This window comes from Gramella sp. KN1008, from assembly GCF_004332155.1.
Taxonomy (GTDB): domain Bacteria; phylum Bacteroidota; class Bacteroidia; order Flavobacteriales; family Flavobacteriaceae; genus Christiangramia.
Map to the genome: position 1 here is coordinate 123486 of NZ_SJDV01000005.1, position 20139 is coordinate 143624.

At 40.2% G+C, this 20139-nt stretch carries 29 protein-coding genes; 28 read left to right on the forward strand and 1 reads right to left on the reverse strand.

Translation table 11 applies throughout. The features are described 5' to 3' along the window. Positions 1–14: 14 nt before the first annotated feature. The 28 genes from rplP (at position 15) to ctlX (ending at position 18637) form a co-directional block, all read left to right on the forward strand. Complete coding sequence (rplP, locus tag EZJ28_RS10740) at positions 15–434, forward strand: 50S ribosomal protein L16 (protein ID WP_131397704.1); 420 nt, start codon at positions 15–17, stop codon at positions 432–434. A gap of 10 nt (positions 435–444) precedes the next feature. Further along, entirely contained in the window at positions 445–636 is a 192-nt protein-coding gene (gene rpmC / locus EZJ28_RS10745; protein ID WP_131397706.1) for a 50S ribosomal protein L29, read from the forward strand. An 18-nt stretch (positions 637–654) separates the two neighbouring features. Beyond that, the gene (gene rpsQ, locus EZJ28_RS10750; protein ID WP_083643378.1) at positions 655–912 is read left to right on the forward strand and encodes a 30S ribosomal protein S17; all 258 of its coding nucleotides are present in this window, start codon (positions 655–657) and stop codon (positions 910–912) included. 2 nt (positions 913–914) lie between these two features. Beyond that, positions 915–1283 carry a 50S ribosomal protein L14 gene (gene rplN, locus EZJ28_RS10755; protein WP_131397708.1) on the forward strand — a complete coding sequence of 123 codons (369 nt, stop codon included), beginning with the start codon at positions 915–917 and terminating at the stop codon, positions 1281–1283. 12 nt (positions 1284–1295) lie between these two features. Next, the gene (gene rplX, locus EZJ28_RS10760) at positions 1296–1607 is read left to right on the forward strand and encodes a 50S ribosomal protein L24 (protein WP_131397710.1); all 312 of its coding nucleotides are present in this window, start codon (positions 1296–1298) and stop codon (positions 1605–1607) included. A gap of 2 nt (positions 1608–1609) precedes the next feature. Continuing rightward, on the forward strand, positions 1610–2161 hold the full coding sequence (rplE, locus tag EZJ28_RS10765; RefSeq protein WP_131397712.1) for a 50S ribosomal protein L5: 552 nt from the start codon (positions 1610–1612) through the stop codon (positions 2159–2161). Positions 2162–2163: 2 nt separating this feature from the next. Next, positions 2164–2433: a 30S ribosomal protein S14 gene (gene rpsN, locus EZJ28_RS10770; RefSeq protein WP_131397714.1), complete on the forward strand. Its 270-nt coding sequence runs from the start codon at positions 2164–2166 to the stop codon at positions 2431–2433. 56 nt (positions 2434–2489) lie between these two features. Further along, positions 2490–2888 carry a 30S ribosomal protein S8 gene (gene rpsH / locus EZJ28_RS10775; protein ID WP_131397716.1) on the forward strand — a complete coding sequence of 133 codons (399 nt, stop codon included), beginning with the start codon at positions 2490–2492 and terminating at the stop codon, positions 2886–2888. 19 nt (positions 2889–2907) lie between these two features. Further along, positions 2908–3450 (forward strand): 50S ribosomal protein L6, encoded by a 543-nt coding sequence (rplF, locus tag EZJ28_RS10780; protein WP_131397718.1) that lies wholly within the window; start codon positions 2908–2910, stop codon positions 3448–3450. Positions 3451–3462: 12 nt separating this feature from the next. Beyond that, a complete protein-coding gene (gene rplR, locus EZJ28_RS10785; RefSeq protein ID WP_131397720.1) occupies positions 3463–3819 on the forward strand; it encodes a 50S ribosomal protein L18 in 357 nt (118 codons plus the stop codon). Positions 3820–3824: 5 nt separating this feature from the next. Continuing rightward, positions 3825–4349 (forward strand): 30S ribosomal protein S5, encoded by a 525-nt coding sequence (rpsE, locus tag EZJ28_RS10790; protein WP_131397722.1) that lies wholly within the window; start codon positions 3825–3827, stop codon positions 4347–4349. Positions 4350–4362: 13 nt separating this feature from the next. Then, complete coding sequence (gene rpmD, locus EZJ28_RS10795; protein WP_207388458.1) at positions 4363–4545, forward strand: 50S ribosomal protein L30; 183 nt, start codon at positions 4363–4365, stop codon at positions 4543–4545. A gap of 10 nt (positions 4546–4555) precedes the next feature. Next, positions 4556–5008 (forward strand): 50S ribosomal protein L15, encoded by a 453-nt coding sequence (gene rplO / locus EZJ28_RS10800; protein WP_131397726.1) that lies wholly within the window; start codon positions 4556–4558, stop codon positions 5006–5008. Between the two features lie 11 nt (positions 5009–5019). Further along, positions 5020–6357, forward strand: a complete 1338-nt coding sequence (gene secY, locus EZJ28_RS10805) for a preprotein translocase subunit SecY (RefSeq protein WP_131397728.1) — start codon at positions 5020–5022, stop codon at positions 6355–6357. A gap of 2 nt (positions 6358–6359) precedes the next feature. Further along, positions 6360–6575, forward strand: coding sequence for a translation initiation factor IF-1 (infA, locus tag EZJ28_RS10810; RefSeq protein WP_072553873.1), 216 nt, complete (start codon positions 6360–6362; stop codon positions 6573–6575). 116 nt (positions 6576–6691) lie between these two features. Continuing rightward, a complete protein-coding gene (gene ykgO / locus EZJ28_RS10815; RefSeq protein WP_010519235.1) occupies positions 6692–6808 on the forward strand; it encodes a type B 50S ribosomal protein L36 in 117 nt (38 codons plus the stop codon). A 2-nt stretch (positions 6809–6810) separates the two neighbouring features. Next, on the forward strand, positions 6811–7185 hold the full coding sequence (gene rpsM, locus EZJ28_RS10820; RefSeq protein WP_131397730.1) for a 30S ribosomal protein S13: 375 nt from the start codon (positions 6811–6813) through the stop codon (positions 7183–7185). A gap of 8 nt (positions 7186–7193) precedes the next feature. After that, positions 7194–7595, forward strand: a complete 402-nt coding sequence (gene rpsK, locus EZJ28_RS10825) for a 30S ribosomal protein S11 (protein ID WP_131397732.1) — start codon at positions 7194–7196, stop codon at positions 7593–7595. An 84-nt stretch (positions 7596–7679) separates the two neighbouring features. Continuing rightward, positions 7680–8285 (forward strand): 30S ribosomal protein S4, encoded by a 606-nt coding sequence (gene rpsD, locus EZJ28_RS10830; RefSeq protein WP_131397734.1) that lies wholly within the window; start codon positions 7680–7682, stop codon positions 8283–8285. A 22-nt stretch (positions 8286–8307) separates the two neighbouring features. Next, positions 8308–9300 carry a DNA-directed RNA polymerase subunit alpha gene (locus EZJ28_RS10835; RefSeq protein WP_131397736.1) on the forward strand — a complete coding sequence of 331 codons (993 nt, stop codon included), beginning with the start codon at positions 8308–8310 and terminating at the stop codon, positions 9298–9300. 102 nt (positions 9301–9402) lie between these two features. Next, positions 9403–9945 (forward strand): 50S ribosomal protein L17, encoded by a 543-nt coding sequence (rplQ, locus tag EZJ28_RS10840; protein WP_131397738.1) that lies wholly within the window; start codon positions 9403–9405, stop codon positions 9943–9945. Positions 9946–10056: 111 nt separating this feature from the next. Next, positions 10057–11169, forward strand: a complete 1113-nt coding sequence (carA, locus tag EZJ28_RS10845) for a glutamine-hydrolyzing carbamoyl-phosphate synthase small subunit (RefSeq protein ID WP_131397740.1) — start codon at positions 10057–10059, stop codon at positions 11167–11169. Between the two features lie 128 nt (positions 11170–11297). Beyond that, complete coding sequence (locus EZJ28_RS10850) at positions 11298–11828, forward strand: hypothetical protein (RefSeq protein WP_131397742.1); 531 nt, start codon at positions 11298–11300, stop codon at positions 11826–11828. Positions 11829–12163: 335 nt separating this feature from the next. After that, on the forward strand, positions 12164–13453 hold the full coding sequence (gene eno, locus EZJ28_RS10855; RefSeq protein WP_131397744.1) for a phosphopyruvate hydratase: 1290 nt from the start codon (positions 12164–12166) through the stop codon (positions 13451–13453). A gap of 157 nt (positions 13454–13610) precedes the next feature. Continuing rightward, positions 13611–15164: a glycogen synthase gene (locus tag EZJ28_RS10860; protein WP_131397746.1), complete on the forward strand. Its 1554-nt coding sequence runs from the start codon at positions 13611–13613 to the stop codon at positions 15162–15164. A gap of 255 nt (positions 15165–15419) precedes the next feature. After that, positions 15420–16703 (forward strand): citrate synthase, encoded by a 1284-nt coding sequence (locus tag EZJ28_RS10865; RefSeq protein ID WP_131397748.1) that lies wholly within the window; start codon positions 15420–15422, stop codon positions 16701–16703. 84 nt (positions 16704–16787) lie between these two features. Then, on the forward strand, positions 16788–17699 hold the full coding sequence (locus tag EZJ28_RS10870) for a dimethylarginine dimethylaminohydrolase family protein (RefSeq protein WP_131397750.1): 912 nt from the start codon (positions 16788–16790) through the stop codon (positions 17697–17699). An 11-nt stretch (positions 17700–17710) separates the two neighbouring features. Further along, entirely contained in the window at positions 17711–18637 is a 927-nt protein-coding gene (gene ctlX, locus EZJ28_RS10875; RefSeq protein ID WP_131397751.1) for a citrulline utilization hydrolase CtlX, read from the forward strand. Here the strand turns inward: ctlX and EZJ28_RS10880 are convergent. Further along, positions 18634–20127: a BCCT family transporter gene (locus EZJ28_RS10880; RefSeq protein ID WP_131397753.1), complete on the reverse strand. Its 1494-nt coding sequence runs from the start codon at positions 20125–20127 to the stop codon at positions 18634–18636. The genes ctlX and EZJ28_RS10880 overlap by 4 nt on opposite strands. Positions 20128–20139 lie beyond the last annotated feature (12 nt).

Here is a 20139-nt window from a genome sequence, read left to right on the forward strand (position 1 = left end):
TAAAGTAAAAGAAAATGTTACAACCTAAAAGAACAAAATACCGTAAGCAACAGAAAGGTCGTATGAAAGGGAATGCTCAAAGAGGGCACAGACTTTCAAACGGTACTTTCGGTATCAAATCACTTGATGCCAGCTTCGTTACTGCGCGCCAGATTGAAGCTGCGCGTATCGCCGCTACCCGTTATATGAAAAGGGAGGGGTCTATCTGGATCAAGATTTTCCCGGATAAGCCTATCACTAAAAAGCCTCTTGAGGTACGTATGGGTAAAGGTAAAGGTAACGTAGAGTACTGGGCAGCCGTTGTTAAACCAGGAAGAATCATGTTTGAAATTGGTGGTGTGCCAATGGAAACTGCTAAAGAGGCGCTTCGCCTTGCAGCACAAAAACTTCCTGTGAGAACTAAATTTGTTGTAGCTAGAGATTATCAAGAATAATTTTTGAATTATGAAACAATCAGAAGTAAAAGAATTGTCTGTTGCAGAATTGCAAGAAGAGCTTGATAAGTCTCGTAAAGCGTATGCAGATTTAAAAATGGCTCACGCTGTATCGCCGCTTGAGAACCCAATCCAGCTTAGAGCTGTGAGAAGGAACATTGCAAGACTGGCTACAGAGTTAACTAAAAGAGAACAACAATAATTGTTATTCTGCTGAAAGATGGAAAAAAGAAACTTAAGAAAAGAGCGTATAGGTGTTGTTACAAGTAACAAAATGCAGAAATCGATCGTGGTTTCTGAGGTGAAAAAAGTAAAACACCCTATGTATGGAAAATTCGTTTTAAAAACGAAAAAATACGTAGCACACGACGAAAATAACGACTGCAACGAAGGAGATACTGTAAAGATCATGGAAACAAGGCCTTTGAGTAAATCCAAGTGTTGGAGATTAGTAGAAATAATTGAAAGAGCGAAGTAATCATGGTACAACAAGAATCCAGACTAAAAGTAGCAGATAACACCGGTGCCAAAGAGGTTTTGGCTATCCGTGTGTTGGGAGGTACAAAGAAAAGGTATGCATCTCTTGGTGATAAGATCGTTGTGAGTGTAAAAGAAGCCACTCCAAACGGTAACATCAAAAAAGGTGCGGTATCAACAGCTGTTGTTGTTCGTACCACCAAAGAAGTGCGTAGACCTGACGGATCTTATATTCGTTTTGATGATAATGCATGTGTTCTTCTAAACCCACAGGGGGAAATGAGGGGAACTCGTGTATTTGGACCTGTAGCACGTGAACTTCGTGATAAGCAATTCATGAAAATTGTATCATTGGCACCTGAAGTGCTTTAATACATTAAGAAAATGACAAAGCTTAAAATAAAATCAGGAGATACTGTTCGTGTAATTGCCGGAGACCACAAAGGTCAGGAAGGTAAAGTACAGAAGGTTCTTCGTGATAAAAACAAAGCCATTGTGGAAGGGATCAATATGATCTCCAAGCATGAGAAGCCTAGCGCTCAAAATCCGCAAGGTGGTATAAAAGAGAAGGAAGCTCCTATCCATATTTCTAACCTTTCACTTATAGATAAGAATGGTAATGCTACCAGAGTAGGTGTGAGAGAAGAGGATGGAAAGAAAGTAAGATTTTCTAAAAAATCTAATGAAGTAATTTAGTTATGGCATACGTACCAAGACTTAGACAAGAATATGATGAGCGTGTGAAGAATGCGCTTACAGAAGAATTCAGCTACTCCAACGTAATGGAGGTGCCAAAACTTGAGAAGATCGTCATCAGCCGTGGTGTTGGTGGTGCTGTAGCAGATAAAAAGCTAATTGATCATGCTGTAGATGAGCTTACAGCCATCAGTGGTCAAAAGGCAGTTGCTACAATTTCCAAGAAGGACGTTGCATCGTTTAAGCTTCGTAAAGGAATGCCTATTGGTGCTAAAGTTACTTTACGTGGATATAAGATGTATGAATTCTTAGATAGATTAATAACTACCGCTTTACCGCGTGTACGTGATTTTAGCGGTATCAAATCTAACGGATTTGATGGTAGAGGTAACTATAACCTTGGGGTGACTGAGCAGATCATCTTCCCTGAGATTGATATTGATGCAGTGAACAGAATCGCTGGTATGGATATCACTTTCGTTACTACTGCCGATACCGATAAAGAAGCTAAAGCGTTGTTAACCGAACTAGGATTACCTTTTAAAAAGAATTAATTATGGCTAAAGAATCAATGAAAGCCCGTGAGGTAAAGAGACAAAAACTGGTAAAGAAGTACGCCAAGAAACGTCAGGAGCTTAAAGAAGCTGGTGACTGGGAGGCTCTTCAAAAATTACCAAAAAACTCTTCTCCTGTGCGTTTGCATAATCGTTGTAAACTAACCGGAAGACCTAAAGGCTATATGAGACAATTTGGAATATCTCGTGTTATGTTCAGAGAGATGGCCAATCAAGGGTTAATTCCAGGAGTTAAGAAGGCTAGCTGGTAAAATATGAACTGGATGAAGGTTCAAGAAATGAAAACCACATCCGCAAATTAATATAAATGAATACAGATCCTATTGCAGATTATCTAACAAGAATCAGGAACGCTAACGCGGCGAATCACCGTGTAGTGGAGATTCCTGCTTCCAATGTTAAAAAAGAGATCACTAAGATATTATTCGATCAGGGATACATTCTTAGTTACAAGTTTGATGATAGTACCGCTCAGGGAACCATCAAGATCGCTCTTAAGTATGACAAATTGACTAAAGAGCCCGTAATCAAGAAAATCCAGAGAATAAGTAAACCTGGTTTACGTAAGTACGCCGGTGCCAGCGAGATTCCAAGAATCCTTAACGGTCTGGGTGTAGCTATCGTTTCAACTTCTCACGGAGTAATGACTGGTAAGCAGGCCAAGGCAGAGAATGTTGGTGGAGAGGTACTTTGTTACGTATACTAATACTTAAAAGACTAAAGAAATGTCAAGAATAGGAAAAAGCCCAGTTACAATTCCTGATGGTGTGACAGTAGAGCACAAGGATGGTGTTGTAACGGTAAAAGGAAAACTTGGAGAGCTTCAGCAGGAGGTTAAGGATATCGATGTGAAGATCGAGGATAATACGATCTCTTTTGAGCGCTCTTCAGAGAAAAGCGACCAGAAAGCAAAGCATGGTCTTTACCGTGCGTTGATCAACAATATGATTGAAGGAGTTACTAATGGCTTCACTAAGGAACTGGAATTGGTTGGTGTTGGTTATCGTGCCAGCAACCAGGGTAACAAGCTAGATCTGGCTGTTGGATATTCTCATAATATTGTAATAGATTTGGCTCCTGAAGTTAAAGTGGAGACTGTCTCAGAAAAAGGTAAGAATCCTGTTGTGAAACTTACTTCTCACGATAAGCAGCTTGTAGGACAGGTTGCTGCCAAAATACGTTCTTTCAGAAAGCCTGAGCCTTACAAAGGAAAAGGTATCAAGTTTGTTGGAGAGCAGTTGAGAAGAAAAGCAGGTAAATCAGCTTAATAAAGTATAGTTATGGCAGTGTCAAAACAAGATAGAAGAAATAAGATCAGAAAACGTATCCGTCAGGATATCGTTGGAACTGAAAGTCGTCCTAGATTATCTGTTTTTAGAAGTAACAAAGAGATCTATGCTCAGATCATCAATGATGTTGAAGGGAAAACCCTGGCATCAGCTTCTTCAAGAGATAAAGATATCGCATCAGCTTCAAAAGATAAGAAGGAGCAGGCTGTTATGGTTGGAAAAGCCATCGCCGAAAAAGCGAAAAAAGCCGGAATAGATACTATTTCTTTTGACAGAGGTGGTTATCTGTATCACGGAAGAGTTAAATCATTAGCAGAAGGTGCTCGCGAAGGAGGACTAAAATTCTAGAAAATATGTATCAAGACTATAAAAACGTAGAACATGTAAAGCCGGGAGGTCTGGAATTGAAAGACCGTCTGGTAGGAGTACAACGTGTTACTAAGGTTACAAAAGGAGGTAGAGCCTTTGGATTCTCTGCTATCGTGGTTGTAGGAGATGAAAACGGAGTAGTTGGTCAAGGACTTGGTAAATCCAAGGAAGTTGCCGATGCGATCTCTAAGGCTGTAGAAGATGCCAAGAAGAATCTTGTGAGGATTCCTTTGCATAAAGGCACCCTTCCGCATGAGCAAAAAGGTAAGTACGGAGGAGCTAGAGTAATGCTTCTTCCTGCTGCTCCCGGTACAGGGATCATTGCTGGTGGTGCGATTCGTGCAGTATTGGAGTCTGTGGGAGTGCATGATGTACTTTCTAAGAACCAGGGATCTTCCAACCCTCATAACGTTGTAAAAGCAACCTTTGATGCTTTACTACAATTAAGAAGTGCTGAAACTGTTGCGAAGCAAAGAGGTATTTCTCTGGAAAAAGTATTTAAAGGATAAATCAAGGAATAAGATGGGAAAGATTAAAGTCACAAAAGTAAGAAGTGCCATCAACCGTACTCAAAATCAGAAACGTATTCTTGAAGCTCTTGGGCTGAAGAAAATGGGTCAAACGGTTGAGCATGAAAATACGCCAAACATCCTTGGTATGGTAAATAAAGTTAAACACTTGGTTTCTGTAGAGGAATCAAAATAATAAGTCTCTCATGGATTTAAGTAACTTAAAACCTGCAGAAGGTTCAGTTAAGAAAAATAGCAAGCGTATAGGACGCGGGGAAGGTTCCGGAAAAGGAGGAACTGCGACCAGAGGACATAAAGGTGCTAAGTCACGTTCTGGATATTCCAAAAAGATCGGTTTTGAAGGTGGGCAAATGCCACTTCAAAGACGAGTTCCTAAATTTGGATTCACCAACAGAAACCGTAAAGTTTATCAGGGAATCAACCTTGATACTCTTCAGAGTCTAGTTGATGAAGGAAGAATTAAGGATACAGTAGATATGAATGTTCTTGTAGAGAACGGTCTGGCTGGAAGAAACGAACTTGTTAAGATATTAGGTAGAGGTGAATTAAAGGCAAAGTTGAAAGTATCTGTTCATAAATTTACGGCCTCAGCGAAAGAAGCTATCGAAGCTGCCGGAGGTGAAGTTGTTACTTTATAATAGATAATCAAATGAAATTCATCAATACGATTAAAAATATTTGGAAAATCGAGGAACTAAAAAACCGAATTTTAGTTACCCTCGGTTTGCTTTTGGTATATCGTTTCGGTGCGCAGGTAGTACTGCCGGGAATCGATGCTGCTCAGCTTTCAAACCTGGCATCTCAAACTGATAGCGGTCTTTTAGGGCTTCTTAACGCCTTTACGGGTGGAGCATTCTCTAATGCATCAGTGTTTGCTTTGGGAATTATGCCTTATATCTCTGCATCTATTGTGGTGCAGTTGATGGGGATCGCGATTCCTTACCTTCAGAAATTACAGAAGGAGGGTGAAAGCGGACGTAAGAAGATAAACCAGATCACGCGTTGGTTAACCATCGCGATCACACTTGTTCAGGGACCAGGTTATATATATAACCTGTTCGCGACATTGCCGTCTGAAGCTTTTATGTTAGGTGATAATATCACTTTCGTGGTTTCATCGGTGATCATCCTGACTACAGGTACGATCTTCGCGATGTGGCTGGGAGAGAAGATCACAGATAAGGGTATTGGTAACGGTATTTCATTATTGATTATGGTGGGTATCATTGCTACATTGCCACAGGCCTTTATACAGGAATTTGCTTCAAGAGTATTTGAATCGAACGGTGGTCTTGTGATGATACTTATTGAATTAGTTATCTGGTTTGCTATTATTCTGGCTTCGGTTATGCTGGTAATGGCTGTGCGTCAGATTCCGGTTCAGTATGCCAGAAGGTCTGCCTCAGGCGGATATGAAAAGAATGTTTTCGGATCAAGACAATATATTCCGTTAAAACTGAATGCATCAGGAGTAATGCCGATCATCTTCGCCCAGGCGATCATGTTCATACCGGTAGCTCTTGCGGGACTTTCTGACTCTGATACGGCTCAGGGAGTAACGGCTGCATTTCAGAACATATTCGGATTTTGGTATAATCTGGTGTTCGCATTATTGATCATTGTGTTTACATATTTCTATACTGCGATCACAGTTCCAACAAATAAAATGGCTGACGATCTAAAGAGAAGTGGTGGATTTATTCCTGGAATTCGTCCAGGTAGTGAAACTGGCGAATATCTTGATCGTATTATGTCCCAGATCACGCTTCCAGGATCTATATTCCTGGCCATTATTGCAGTGTTCCCTGCGATCGTTGTTCAACTGTTGGGTGTACAACAGAACTGGGCGTTGTTCTTTGGAGGTACCTCGCTTTTGATTATGGTTGGAGTTGCAATAGATACTATGCAGCAGGTGAATTCTTACTTGTTGAATAGGCACTATGACGGATTAATGAAAACAGGTAAAAACAGAAAAGCAGTAGCTTAATTATGGCAAAACAACCACCAATTGAACAGGACGGAACTATCATTGAAGCATTGTCTAATGCGATGTTTCGTGTGGAATTGGAGAATGGTCACGTAGTGACTGCCCATATCTCCGGGAAGATGCGTATGCACTATATAAAATTGCTTCCGGGGGATAAGGTAAAACTGGAAATGAGTCCTTACGATTTAACTAAGGCTCGAATAACTTACAGATACTAAAAAGTAATTTTCAGGCTTTTATAAATTTTTTATACTTTTGCACTCTGAAAAATTTATGATGGCTTAGAATTTCACAGAAAGGTATAGTACTTGCCTGTGAATAAAAAAACGATAAGATGAAAGTAAGAGCATCAATAAAAAAGAGAAGTGCCGACTGCAAGATTGTACGCAGAAAAGGGCGCCTTTACGTAATTAACAAAAAGAATCCTAGATTTAAACAAAGACAAGGCTAATTATGGCAAGAATTGCAGGGGTTGATATACCTAAACAAAAGCGAGGAGTTATAGCGTTAACCTATATCTTCGGAATTGGCAAAAGCAGGGCTCAGGAAATACTTGCGCAGGCCAAAGTTGATGAAAGCAAAAAAGTCTCAGATTGGGACGATGATGAGATCGGTAAGATCCGTGAAGCTGTAGGTCAATATACAATCGAAGGAGAATTACGTACTGAGGTTCAAATGAGTATTAAGCGTTTGATGGATATCGGATGCTACAGAGGAATCCGTCACAGAACGGGACTTCCTTTAAGAGGTCAAAGAACCAAGAATAACTCCAGAACCAGAAAAGGAAGAAGAAAAACAGTTGCTAACAAGAAAAAAGCAACTAAATAGTAAGTAGTATGGCAAAGAAAGCAAATCCAAAAGCTAAAACTCAGAAAAAGCGTAAAGTAATCGTTGAATCCAACGGTCAAGCGCACGTGACTGCTTCTTTCAACAACATCATTATTTCCCTTACCAATAAGAAGGGAGATGTTGTAGCATGGTCGTCTGCAGGGAAAATGGGCTTTAGAGGATCTAAAAAGAATACTCCTTACGCTGCTCAGCTTGCTGCTGAAGATGCTTCGAAAGTAGCTCATGAGGCTGGTCTGCGTAAAGTAAAGGTTTATGTAAAAGGTCCTGGAAACGGTAGAGAATCTGCTATCAGATCTATCCACAACAGTGGAATAGAGGTGACAGAGATCATCGATATTACTCCGCTTCCACACAACGGTTGTCGTCCACCTAAGAGACGTAGGGTTTAATTAATTTTAATAATTAGGAGAGGAATTAGATTATCGAAGGACTAATGCCTTAATTCATAATCCCTTTCTAAAACAACAATAGTAATGGCAAGATATACCGGTCCAAAGACTAAAATAGCACGTAAGTTTGGTGAGGCTATTTTTGGTGACGACAAATCTTTCGAAAAAAGAAACTATCCTCCGGGACAGCACGGTAACAACCGTCGTCGTGGAAAAAAATCAGAATACGCTATCCAGTTAATGGAGAAGCAAAAAGCCAAGTATACTTATGGTATTCTTGAGCGTCAATTCCGTAACATGTTCGAAAAAGCAACCCGCGCTCAGGGAATTACCGGTGAGGTGCTTCTTCAACTTTGTGAATCCCGTCTAGATAACGTAGTTTACCGTATGGGTATTGCCCCATCCAGAAGATCTGCCCGTCAGTTAGTGGGACACCGTCACATTACCGTGAACGGGGAATTGGTAAATATTCCTTCATACCACCTAAAACCAGGTGATGTTGTTGGAGTTAGAGAAAAATCTAAATCACTTGCTGTGATTCAGGAATCCTTATCAAATAACAGCAGTGTTTATGAGTGGATCTCCTGGAATTCAGAAAAGAAAGAAGGAACTTTCGTTTCAGTACCTGGAAGAGTCCAGATTCCTGAAAATATTAACGAACAATTTATAGTCGAATTATATTCGAAATAATAATTCACACAGAAGTCGAAATATGGCAATACTAAATTTTCAGAAGCCCGATAAAGTTATAATGATTGATTCAACAGATTTCGAGGGGAAATTTGAATTTCGCCCCTTGGAACCTGGATATGGGTTAACCGTTGGTAACGCTTTAAGACGAGTGCTTTTATCTTCTTTAGAAGGTTTCGCGATCACTTCGGTTCGTATCGAAGGTGTAGATCACGAATTCTCTACTATTGAAGGAGTGGTGGAAGACGTAACTGAGATCATTCTTAACCTGAAACAGATCAGGTTCAAGAGACAAATCGATGAGATCGATAATGAGTCTGTTACTATTTCAGTTTCCGGAGAAGAGCAATTAACTGCCGGTCACTTCCAGAAGTTCATCTCAGGATTCCAAATCCTTAATCCAGATCAGGTGATCTGTAATATGGATAAGAAAGTGAGCCTGAATATGGAGATTACCATCGAAAAAGGTAGAGGTTATGTTCCGGCGGAAGAAAACAAGAAAGCCAATGCTCCATTAGGTACAATTTTCACCGATTCTATCTATACTCCAATTAAGAATGTGAAGTATAGCATCGAAAACTATCGTGTGGAGCAGAAGACCGACTATGAAAAACTTGTATTCGAAATCATAAGTGACGGATCTATTCATCCAAAAGATGCATTAACCGAAGCTGCCAAGACTCTTATTCATCATTTCATGTTATTCTCTGATGAGAGAATAACTCTTGAAGCCGATGAGATCGCTCAAACTGAGACCTATGATGAGGAGTCACTTCATATGAGACAGTTGCTTAAGACTAAATTGGTAGATCTTGATCTTTCAGTAAGAGCTCTTAACTGTCTTAAGGCTGCTGAAGTTGATACTTTAGGGGATCTTGTTTCTTACAATAAGAACGATTTGATGAAGTTCAGAAACTTCGGTAAAAAATCACTTACTGAACTTGAAGAGCTTGTAAGCAACAAGGGTCTTAACTTTGGAATGGATCTTTCAAAATATAAATTAGATAAAGACTAGTTCAGTAGTAAATTAGAATTTACACTGATAGTTAAAATATAAATCCCGTCATAATTTGCTCCTCAAAGTGGGTCGCAGCAAGATGACGAAATAAAAAATGTCATGAGACACGGAAAAAAAGGAAATCATTTAGGTAGAAAAACTGCACACCGCAGGGCTATGCTTGCGAACATGGCTTGTTCCCTAATTGAACATAAACGAATCAACACTACGGTTGCTAAAGCAAAAGCTCTTAAAGTATTTGTAGAACCTTTAGTTACAAAATCTAAAGAAGATACTACTCATAACAGACGTATCGTGTTTAGTAAACTTCGTAGTAAGGAAGCAGTAAGTGAACTGTTCCGTGAAGTAGCTCCTAAAGTGGGTGATCGTCCGGGTGGATATACCAGAGTTATCAAACTTGGTAGCCGTCTTGGAGATGCTGCTGAAATGGCTATGATCGAGCTTGTAGATTATAATGAAACTTATGGTGTGGATAAGCCTAAGAAGAAAAAATCTACTCGTCGTGCAGGTAAGAAGAAATCTTCAGATTCTGAGACTACCGCACAGCCGAAAGAAGCTGCAGCAAAAGAGACAAAAAAAGAAGAGCCTAAAGCTGAAGAGCCAAAGGCCGAAGAAAAAAAGGATGATAAAAAAGAAGAGTAAAAATGATTCTTTTTACGATCTAAATTTTAAAAGGATAAGCTTTAAGAGTTTATCCTTTTTTTATATCCTATTGATAATTAATTTTACAGCCACAGTAATTATAACACAACTATGAAATATCAGGCTAAACGGAAAGCGATTATTTTACTGGAAGACGGGACGATCTTCTATGGTAAGGCAGTTGGAAACAAAGAAGGCAATGCCGCCGGGGAGGTTTGTTTCAATACCGGGATGACCGGCTATCAGGAAATTTTTACTGATCCTTCTTATTATGGACAGTTAATGGTTACCACTAACGCCCATATTGGAAATTACGGAACCAACGAAGAGGAAAATGAATCTGATAAAGCAAAGATCGCCGGACTCATATGCAAGAACTTTAGTTATACCATGTCGCGGCCGGCTGCTGATAAGTCTCTCGAAGATTTTTTAGAAGAAAGCAATATTTTTGCTATTTCTGATGTGGATACCCGTGCTCTGGTAACCTATATTAGAGAAAATGGTGCTATGAACGCCATAATTTCTACAGATATTGATAATATTGAAGGTTTAAAGGAGCAGTTGGCCAAGGTGCCGGATATGAAGGGGCTGGAGCTTGCTTCTAAGGTATCTGCCAGGGAGCCGTATTATTTTGGTGATGAGAATGCTACTTATAAGATCGCTGCTCTTGATGTTGGGATAAAGAAGAACATTCTCCGTAACCTGGCTCAAAGAGATGCCTATATCAAAGTATTTCCGTATGACGCTACTTATGAGGAAATGAAAGAATGGAATCCGGACGGGTATTTCCTTTCCAATGGTCCAGGGGATCCGCAGCCGTTGGATAGTGCCATAAATGTGACAAAGACCATCATCGAGAATGATCATCCGTTATTCGGAATATGTCTGGGGCATCAGATCATCGCCATAGCTAATGGAATTAAAACATATAAAATGCATCACGGTCACAGGGGAATTAATCACCCGGTGAAGAATATGGTGACCGGAAAAGGAGAGATCACTTCCCAAAACCATGGATTCTCTGTAGATAAAGAGCAAACAGAAGCTCATCCCGATGTGGAGGTAACTCATATCTGTTTGAACGACGGTACTGTTGGTGGGCTGGCAATGAAGAACAAGAATGTATTCTCTGTACAGTATCACCCTGAAGCAAGTCCTGGACCTCATGATGCGAGCTATCTGTTCGATGAATTCATCGATAGAATTAAGTCAGCAAAGGCCTAAAACCTTGCAAAGTTATATTAGAAAGCCGGAAGATATCTTCCGGCTTTTTTTATTACTGTTAGGCCTATATATAATTTGCGGATTCTTGTTGAAAACTATAGATTTGATCTGGTATTTAACCATAATTGATGAAATATTTATTTTCCTGGGTCTGTCTTTTTTTATTGAATTTCAATTCCTTTTCCCAGGAGCTGACCACAAACAGTCAGTTATCATTAAATTTACTGGCACCATCAGTCGAATATGAACTTGCGGTTTCTCCGAATTCAAGTGTTGATATGAATCTTGGAGTTGGTTTTGCTTATCATAAATCTACCTATTCCGGAGAAGCCTATGGGTTTTTTCCCGGTTTTGAAGCTCAATACCGTTATTACTATAATTTTAATAAGCGGGCCGATAAAGGCCTGAAGACCTCAGAGAACAGTGCTAATTATATAGCTGGAGTCGCCTCTGTTACAGGTGGGGAACCTATAATCGGCGACCTTAAATATGTGAGTGATTATGGTGGATTCGTTGGTCCATCCTGGGGTTTGCAAAGAGTTTATAATAGCGGTTTCAAATTAAATCTTAATCTGGGGGTCGGAGTTGGTTTTAATGAAAGGCAGTCATATTTCACGCCTTTATTCGGATTTCAGTTAGGATGGTTGGTAGCGCAGTAATTATATTTCCTTTTGTTCTGTTGTTTTTAAAAGTTGCACGTAAAAATCATAAGGTTATATGGAGATTTTTAACCTTTGTTGAGACGTTATATCGTATGGAAATGTCTCGCTGAGATTTCATTTTTAGACCTGAGGGAGGAAGATTATAACAATGGGGCTTCGAGTATATGCAGATTTGGTTTGAATTTTCAGGAATTAGTTGAATTTATTTCAAAGCGAAAACGTTTGAATGGAAATTCCTGTTATAATTGCTTTAAAACTACCGTCTTTACTCGATTTTTAATGGGTGTCTTTGTATCTTGCAGCTTATTCAGTTAACTAACAAAAAAAAGATTATGAGTGCTATTTTAGATATTCATGCCCGACAGATTTTCGATTCAAGAGGAAACCCTACCGTAGAGGTTGATGTAATTACCGAAAATGGAATTATGGGACGGGCAGCAGTTCCTTCGGGAGCTTCCACAGGAGAACATGAAGCGGTAGAGCTTCGTGATGGTGGTGACGACTTTATGGGAAAAGGTGTGGCTAAGGCCGTGGAGAATGTCAATGGTGAAATTGCACAAAAACTAATGGGCTATTCTGTATTTGAACAGAACCTGATAGACCAGACCATGAGAGATCTTGACGGAACTCCTAATAAATCAAAACTTGGGGCCAATGCGATCCTTGGTGTTTCTCTGGCAGTTGCCAAAGCTGCCGCCAACGAGCTCAATATGCCTCTTTATAGATATGTAGGCGGGGTTAGTGCGAATACGCTTCCGGTGCCTATGATGAATATTATCAATGGAGGTTCCCACAGTGATGCGCCAATCGCTTTTCAGGAGTTTATGATCATGCCGGTTATGGCTGAAAATTTCTCTCATGCGCTTAAAATGGGAACCGAAATTTTTCATAACCTGAAGAAAGTATTACACGATCGTGGTCTAAGTACTGCAGTTGGAGATGAGGGTGGATTTGCGCCTACGCTTGACGGAACTGAAGATGCTCTGGATACTATTCTGAAAGCAATTGAAAAAGCAGGGTATAAGCCTGGAAAAGATGTGATGATCGCACTTGATTGTGCTGCGGCAGAATTTTTCGTAGATGGTAAGTATGATTACACCAAATTTGAAGGTGATAAAGGAAAAGTAAGAACGAGCCAGGAACAAGCTGAATACCTTGCAGAACTTGCTTCTAAATACCCGATTATCTCTATTGAGGATGGTATGGATGAGAATGACTGGGAAGGCTGGAAGGCTGTAACCGATAAAATAGGAGATAAAGTTCAGCTTGTAGGAGATGACCTTTTTGTGACGAACGTAGAACGTCTTGGAAGAGGTATCAAAGAAAATATCGCCAATTCAATACTTATCAAGGTGAACCAGATTGGTACTTTAACCGAAACGATCGCCGCAGTGAACATGGCTCATAACGCTGGTTATACTTCTGTGATGTCTCACCGTTCAGGAGAAACTGAGGATAATACCATTGCAGATCTTGCGGTTGCATTGAATACCGGACAGATCAAGACCGGTTCTGCTTCGCGTAGTGACCGTATGGCTAAATACAATCAGTTGATTAGAATTGAGGAAGAACTGGGAGATGTTGCTTATTATCCGCAGGATAAGGCATTTAAAATAAAATAGGTTTTTCACCATATTTTTATGAAAGCCTCTTCGAAAGAAGAGGCTTTCTTGTTTAATACTTATTTGATTATATATTATATTAACAATCATTTAATGAAATATAATATGGAAGGCGAGCCTTAATTCTTAAATTCCCGTTATTAACCAGCCATTACTTTTGAAGACCAATTTTCTATTCGTAGCAGCCGAAAATGATGCTATCCCTCGTTGTAAAGCGGGAGGTATGGGTGATGTGGTGCGCGATGTTCCCAGGCAGATAGCTGCCAAAGGTGATACCGCCTCTGTTATTACACCGGCTTATTCAAGATTGCATACAGCAGGAACAAAAATTGCTGATGTCAATTTTGTTTTTCGGGGAACACCTCAAACGGCTGAAGTCTATGAAGTGCCTGGAAAAAAAGAGATTGAAGGGATCAAACATTTCGTAATACATCATCCCGACATCAAGGCGGGTGATATAGCGCATATCTATTTCAATGATCCAGATCAGCCCTTTTATACAGATGCGAATGTTTTCTCACTTTTTTGTACTGCAGTTGCAGCTGCTGTAAGACAAAATGTCTTTCAGAAGATAGATATTATTCATCTTCATGACTGGCATACCAGTATGTTGCTGTTTTTAAGAGAATTTAATCCGAGATTTGAGATTCTTAAGGATATACGATTTGTATATTCCATTCATAACCTGGCCATTCAGGGGATTAGACCGTTTGAAAATAATTATTCATCGGTTCAGGCATTTTTTCCTGATATTGAATACGACAGGGAAAAGTTATATGACCGCAGGTATCCAGACTGTATAAATCTCATGGCTGTAGGGATTCGGCTTGCCGATGCTGTACATACTGTTTCTCCTTCTTATATGGAAGATATTCAAAAGCCCAGTGACCCACCTCATTTTATAGGAGGGGAAGGGCTCGAAGATGACCTGAAAACAGCCAGTAAGGAGGAGCGTTTATTTGGAATACTTAACGGAGCAAATTATGCCAATATCAATAAGGTTGAAAAGGGGATACTGTTTAGGCAGTGTATAAGAAGGTTGTTCAGGTGGCTCCAGGAAGAGAAAAAGGATTACAAAGCACACTATCTTGCACATACCGGCGAAAAGCTTACAAGGTTCCAGGAGCATAAGCCTGACTTTATCTGTAGCAGTGTCGCCAGGTTAACAGAACAGAAATTCTATTTTTTTAAACATAACCCGGAACTCTTACAAAAACTGATGGGGAAACTCGCATCGGTGAATGGTGTATATGTTCTATTGGGTACTGGGGCACCAGAATATGAGATAATATTCAGGGAAGCCAGTTATCATCATAAGAACCTGATTTTTATAAATGCACAGTCTGAAAGTATCATAGATATGCTGTATCAGGAGTCTCAATTGTATTTGATGCCAAGCCTGTTTGAACCTTGTGGGATCAGTCAGATGCTGGCGATGAGGAATGGGCAGCCTTGTTTGGTTCATCATACGGGAGGCTTGAAAGATACTGTAGATCATATGAAGACCGGTTTCAGTTTTGATGGTAACACAATAGAGGAGAAAGAAGCCGATTTCGTAAAGGTATTTGAAGAAACAATAGACCTGTTCTTCAACGATAAAAAAACCTGGCGAAAGATCTGCTCCACTGCCAAAAAACAGAGATTCACCTGGGAGAGATCTGTAGACCAGTATTACGAACAGTTATATCGCCTGGATAAAGCTGAAAAATAGCCATAAACCTTAAGCTGTTTTATTTCAGTTACTCAGGCAAAATGGTATAAGTTCCTTTCCATTTTTTAAGAATTCCCATCTTTCTTATTAAAACCTTTATGATATTTTGTGTGTAATCAGGTGAAAATTCCTGAAACCGAAATAAAACGGGGGCTTTTGTAGAATTTCGTTACATATGTTACAGATATTTTAGTGCTAAATTTTGTATTTTAGCTAACCTGAAAAATTAATCCAAACCAGAAGAAAAAATAAAATATGTCTAAAACAGCAACACTCGAATTTGACGGAAAAAAATTTGAGTTTCCCGTTACTGTGGGAAGCGAAAATGAAATTGGGATAGATATTAAAAAATTGCGTGGTGAAGCGGGGCTTATCACGTTAGATCCCGGATACAAAAATACTGGAAGCTGCGAGAGTGCAATCACGTTTTTAGACGGGGAAAAAGGAGTGCTTAGGTACAGAGGTTATGCTATTGAAGATCTTGCAGAAAAAGCAGATTTTCTTGAGGTAGCTTACCTGTTGATCTTTGGAGAACTTCCAAACAAGGAGCAACTCGAAAAGTTCACAAATGACATTAAGGAACAGTCACATGTAGATGAAGAGATGAAGAAGATCCTGGATGGGTTCCCGAAATCGGCTCACCCAATGGGAGTTCTTTCGTCATTAACCAGTGCGCTAATCGCTTTCAACCCGTCTTCGGTAGATGTCTCTTCAGAAGAAGATATGTATAAGGCAATCGTTAAGATACTGGGAAAATTCCCGGTTCTGGCTGCCTGGACCTTGAGAAAGAAGAACAGTCTTCCGTTAAATTATGGCGATGAAGATCTTGGTTATGTAGAGAACCTGCATAAGATGATGTTCGAGAAGCCTAACAAAACTTATAGTGTAGATAAAGCGGTTATTGATGCCTTGGATAAATTGTTAATCCTTCATGCCGATCATGAGCAAAATTGTTCTACATCAACAGTACGAATGGTAGGTTCTTCTCATGCGGGACTTTTCGCTTCTCTTTCTGCAGGTATTTCTGCACTTTGGGGGCCACTTCATGGAGGTGCAAACCAGGCGGTAATAGAAATGCTTGAAAGAATCAAGGAAGATGGTGGCGACACTCATAAATTCATGCAAAAAGCAAAGGATAAGGATGATCCTTTCCGTTTGATGGGCTTTGGTCACCGTGTTTATAAGAACTTCGATCCTCGTGCGAAGATCATCAAGAAATCTGCTGATGAAGTTCTTGGTCAGTTAGGAATTGAAGATCCTGTACTGGATATAGCCAAAGGTCTTGAAAAAGAAGCTCTGGAAGATGATTACTTCGTACAAAGAAAACTTTATCCAAATGTGGATTTCTATTCAGGGATCATTTACCGGGCACTTGGTATCCCGGTAGACATGTTTACCGTTATGTTCGCGTTAGGTAGACTTCCCGGATGGATCGCACAGTGGAGAGAGATGAGGCTAAGAAAAGAACCAATCGGTAGACCACGTCAGATATACATTGGTGAGAATCACAGAGATTTCAAACCACTTGGAAGCAGGTAGACTCCCGATTTTCTTTTAAATGAACTAGAGAAAAAGCTTCATCGCAGTATGAAGCTTTTTCTATATTTGCCAAAATTTATAGCAATGAAATTGCATATTACTAACGAGACTTCCAGGCTTAGAGCCGTGGTGCTCGGGACCGCCGAGAGCAATGGTCCCATTCCCTCACTTGAGGAGGCTTACGATCCTAAATCTAAAGAACATATCAAGGCGGGAACCTATCCTAAAGAAGGGGATATGGTAAAGGAGATCGAGGCTGTTGCCGAAGTTTTCAGAAAATATGATGTTAAAGTGTATCGCCCCGATGTGATTAAAGACTATAATCAGATCTTTACCCGGGATATAGCTTTTGTTATTGAAGATAAGTTTATAAAATCCAATATCCTGCCGGATAGGGATCGGGAAATTGAAGCCATCCATGAGGTGCTGGAGCAGATTGACCCTGAAAACATTATAAGCCTGCCCGAAGTAGCACATATAGAAGGTGGGGATGTGATGCCGATGGGAGATTATATTTTCGTAGGAACCTATAAGGGTAAGGATTACAAAGACTATATCACGGCACGCACCAACGTTCAGGCCGTTGAAGCTCTTCAAAAACTCTTTCCGGAAAAAAAAGTGATTTCTTTCAGTCTTAAAAAGTCGAATACCATTGCAAGGGACAATGCCTTGCATCTTGACTGTTGCTTTCAGCCGGTGGGGAAGGATAAGGCTATCATTTATAAGGATGGTTTCCTTATAGAGGAGGAATATGAATGGCTGGTGAATTTCTTCGGAAAGGATAATGTATATCATATAACCCGCGATGAAATGTATGATATGAACTCAAATATTTTCTCGATTTCGGGAGATGTGGTAATTTCAGAAAAGAATTTTACAAGATTGAACACCTGGTTGAGGGAACAGGGAATTACGGTAGAAGAAGTTCCTTATGCAGAAATCGCCAAGCAGGAAGGCTTATTAAGGTGCTCGACCTTACCACTTATAAGAGATTAAAAAGAAGAAAGATGAAGCAGGTTACAGATACAATATTGATGGTTAGACCCGTTGCCTTCAGAATGAATGAGCAAACCGCGGTAAATAACTATTTTCAGAAAAAGCTGGAAGGCGATGATATCAATGCACTGGCAGCTAAGGAGTTTGATGAGTTCGTGGAGAAACTGAGATCGGTGGGCGTGAATGTGATCGTAGTGGATGATGTACTTGAAGACAATACCCCAGACTCCATTTTTCCAAATAACTGGGTGTCTTTCCATCAGGATGGTCAGATTGCACTTTATCCTATGTTCGCGGAGAACAGGAGAAAAGAACGCCGATTGGAATATTTCGCCAGACTCGAGGAGGCCGGTTTTAAAATAACTGATATAGTAGATTATACTTCGGCTGAAGAAGACGATGTTTTCCTTGAAGGAACCGGTAGTCTTATCCTGGATCGTATAAATAGAAAAGCCTACTGTGCCATATCACCAAGAGCAGATGAGGATCTGCTTATAGAATTCTGTGAGGACTTTGAATACACCCCGGTGATTTTCAATGCCTATCAAACAGTGGGGGAGAAACGTCTTCCTATCTATCATACGAATGTGATGATGTGTTTTGGCGAAGACTTTACGGTGATCTGTCTTGATACCATCGATGATAAAAAAGAGCAGAAGAACCTTGTTAAACATCTTAAACAGGACGGGAAAGAGATCATTTCAATCACCGAAGAGCAAATGCATGAGTTTGCAGGAAATATGTTGCAGGTAGAAGGTATGGGTGGAAAGAAATATCTGGTAATGAGTGCTCGTGCTCATAAAAGCCTTACTGAAGATCAGATCAAACGTATAGAAAAGCATTGTGAGATCCTTAGCTCAGAGATCCAGACGATCGAAACCTGTGGCGGGGGAAGTGCAAGATGTATGATGGCTGAGGTGTTTTTACCGAAAGCTTAAGTTGTTTTCCGGAATAATTTAAAACTGAAAAGCAGTATTATTATCACGCTCAGAAATGCAAAAGGAAGTGAGGTGATAATAAGGAATTTCTGCATGGCAGTGAGAACGTTGCTATCAGGCTTCACGTTCCCTAGCACGATTATCGCTTCACAAAATAAAAGAATAAGTACCGCCCATGCCAGGCGGTATTTTCTTTTTGGTTCCTGGCGACCATGATCAGTGAACATGCTAAGTACAAAGATTGCCGAGTCTACCGAGGTCACTAGGAAACTTATCAGTAAAACTATCACAGTAAGGCTTGATAAAAGTGAAACGGGATAGGCTTCGAAAAAGACGAACATGGAAGTGAAAACATTTCCGAATTCATCATTATAACTCTTCCAGCTTTCAATAAGCTCAAACGCCGATGTTCCAAAAACACTGAACCAGAAAAAGCTTCCAACAGAAGGAATAAGCAGTACTCCGAGGATCATCTCCCGAAGCGTGCGCCCCCTGGAAATACGTGCTATGAAAATTCCCGTAAACGGAGCCCATGCCAGCCAGAATGCCCAGTAATAATAGGTCCAATCCGTTAGAAATTGAATGCCTGGATTGAATTTACCTATAGCAAGGCTTAAGGGAATAAAGTCTATTATGTAGTGATATAATGCAGTAAAGAAATTGCTTACTATATCCTCTATATTTCCGGTTAGAAGAACAAAGATCATCAGGATCAGAGCGATATAGATATTCCAGTTTGAAATTCTCTTTATTCCTTTGTGCACCCCGGCCCAGGCTGATATGAAGGCTAGTGAACAAATTAAGAAAACCAGTAGGAGATTAGTAGTAAGATCACCGGGTTCCCGGGATTCCAGATGGCTTAGACCTCCTTCTATCTGAGTGGTTCCTAATCCGATGGCTGCTACTAGTCCTATAACTGTGGTGAGGATGGTAAGTATATCAATTGTCGGAGGAAGGACCCTGTTCTTCCTGATTTCTGGAAAACCGGAGCTCAGTCTGACATCTGCTTTATCCACAAAAATGGAGTAGCCTAAGATCACTGCGAAAATGCCATAGAAGGCCCAGGCTGTAAACCCCCACTGGTAAAAGGTGTATTCCAGAGAAATAATTTCAGCTGACTCGCCACTTTTAATCGGAGGATTCAAAAGCATGAATACCGGTTCCTGTACTGCCCGTAGCAATATGCCCGCTCCCATTCCGGCACTGTAAAGCATGGCGATCCATGAAATTTTGTCAAATTCGGGGGCGGATTTTCCAAGCCTTATTTTTCCGGCTTTTGAAAAGGCTAGGATCAGCAAAAATAATACGCAGGCCAGGCCAAGCCAGAGATAAAAAGTGCCAAAATAGGAGCGTACCCACAGTGAAACCTTTTCAATAAGCTCATAGAAAAAACCGGTGAACCAGAAAATCAAGATGGAACTTATGATAAGTATAACGGCAGAGATCGAAAATACCTTGTTTTTTATAAGAATATTGAATTTTGATTTCAAGGGCCGCCTTTG

Coding starts and splice junctions, on each gene's coding strand:
- rplP (WP_131397704.1), top strand. CDS start 15: ATGTTACAACCTAAAAGAACAAAATACCGTAAGCAACAGAAAGGTCGT.
- rpmC (WP_131397706.1), top strand. CDS start 445: ATGAAACAATCAGAAGTAAAAGAATTGTCTGTTGCAGAATTGCAAGAA.
- rpsQ (WP_083643378.1), top strand. CDS start 655: ATGGAAAAAAGAAACTTAAGAAAAGAGCGTATAGGTGTTGTTACAAGT.
- rplN (WP_131397708.1), top strand. CDS start 915: ATGGTACAACAAGAATCCAGACTAAAAGTAGCAGATAACACCGGTGCC.
- rplX (WP_131397710.1), top strand. CDS start 1,296: ATGACAAAGCTTAAAATAAAATCAGGAGATACTGTTCGTGTAATTGCC.
- rplE (WP_131397712.1), top strand. CDS start 1,610: ATGGCATACGTACCAAGACTTAGACAAGAATATGATGAGCGTGTGAAG.
- rpsN (WP_131397714.1), top strand. CDS start 2,164: ATGGCTAAAGAATCAATGAAAGCCCGTGAGGTAAAGAGACAAAAACTG.
- rpsH (WP_131397716.1), top strand. CDS start 2,490: ATGAATACAGATCCTATTGCAGATTATCTAACAAGAATCAGGAACGCT.
- rplF (WP_131397718.1), top strand. CDS start 2,908: ATGTCAAGAATAGGAAAAAGCCCAGTTACAATTCCTGATGGTGTGACA.
- rplR (WP_131397720.1), top strand. CDS start 3,463: ATGGCAGTGTCAAAACAAGATAGAAGAAATAAGATCAGAAAACGTATC.
- rpsE (WP_131397722.1), top strand. CDS start 3,825: ATGTATCAAGACTATAAAAACGTAGAACATGTAAAGCCGGGAGGTCTG.
- rpmD (WP_207388458.1), top strand. CDS start 4,363: ATGGGAAAGATTAAAGTCACAAAAGTAAGAAGTGCCATCAACCGTACT.
- rplO (WP_131397726.1), top strand. CDS start 4,556: ATGGATTTAAGTAACTTAAAACCTGCAGAAGGTTCAGTTAAGAAAAAT.
- secY (WP_131397728.1), top strand. CDS start 5,020: ATGAAATTCATCAATACGATTAAAAATATTTGGAAAATCGAGGAACTA.
- infA (WP_072553873.1), top strand. CDS start 6,360: ATGGCAAAACAACCACCAATTGAACAGGACGGAACTATCATTGAAGCA.
- ykgO (WP_010519235.1), top strand. CDS start 6,692: ATGAAAGTAAGAGCATCAATAAAAAAGAGAAGTGCCGACTGCAAGATT.
- rpsM (WP_131397730.1), top strand. CDS start 6,811: ATGGCAAGAATTGCAGGGGTTGATATACCTAAACAAAAGCGAGGAGTT.
- rpsK (WP_131397732.1), top strand. CDS start 7,194: ATGGCAAAGAAAGCAAATCCAAAAGCTAAAACTCAGAAAAAGCGTAAA.
- rpsD (WP_131397734.1), top strand. CDS start 7,680: ATGGCAAGATATACCGGTCCAAAGACTAAAATAGCACGTAAGTTTGGT.
- EZJ28_RS10835 (WP_131397736.1), top strand. CDS start 8,308: ATGGCAATACTAAATTTTCAGAAGCCCGATAAAGTTATAATGATTGAT.
- rplQ (WP_131397738.1), top strand. CDS start 9,403: ATGAGACACGGAAAAAAAGGAAATCATTTAGGTAGAAAAACTGCACAC.
- carA (WP_131397740.1), top strand. CDS start 10,057: ATGAAATATCAGGCTAAACGGAAAGCGATTATTTTACTGGAAGACGGG.
- EZJ28_RS10850 (WP_131397742.1), top strand. CDS start 11,298: ATGAAATATTTATTTTCCTGGGTCTGTCTTTTTTTATTGAATTTCAAT.
- eno (WP_131397744.1), top strand. CDS start 12,164: ATGAGTGCTATTTTAGATATTCATGCCCGACAGATTTTCGATTCAAGA.
- EZJ28_RS10865 (WP_131397748.1), top strand. CDS start 15,420: ATGTCTAAAACAGCAACACTCGAATTTGACGGAAAAAAATTTGAGTTT.
- EZJ28_RS10870 (WP_131397750.1), top strand. CDS start 16,788: ATGAAATTGCATATTACTAACGAGACTTCCAGGCTTAGAGCCGTGGTG.
- ctlX (WP_131397751.1), top strand. CDS start 17,711: ATGAAGCAGGTTACAGATACAATATTGATGGTTAGACCCGTTGCCTTC.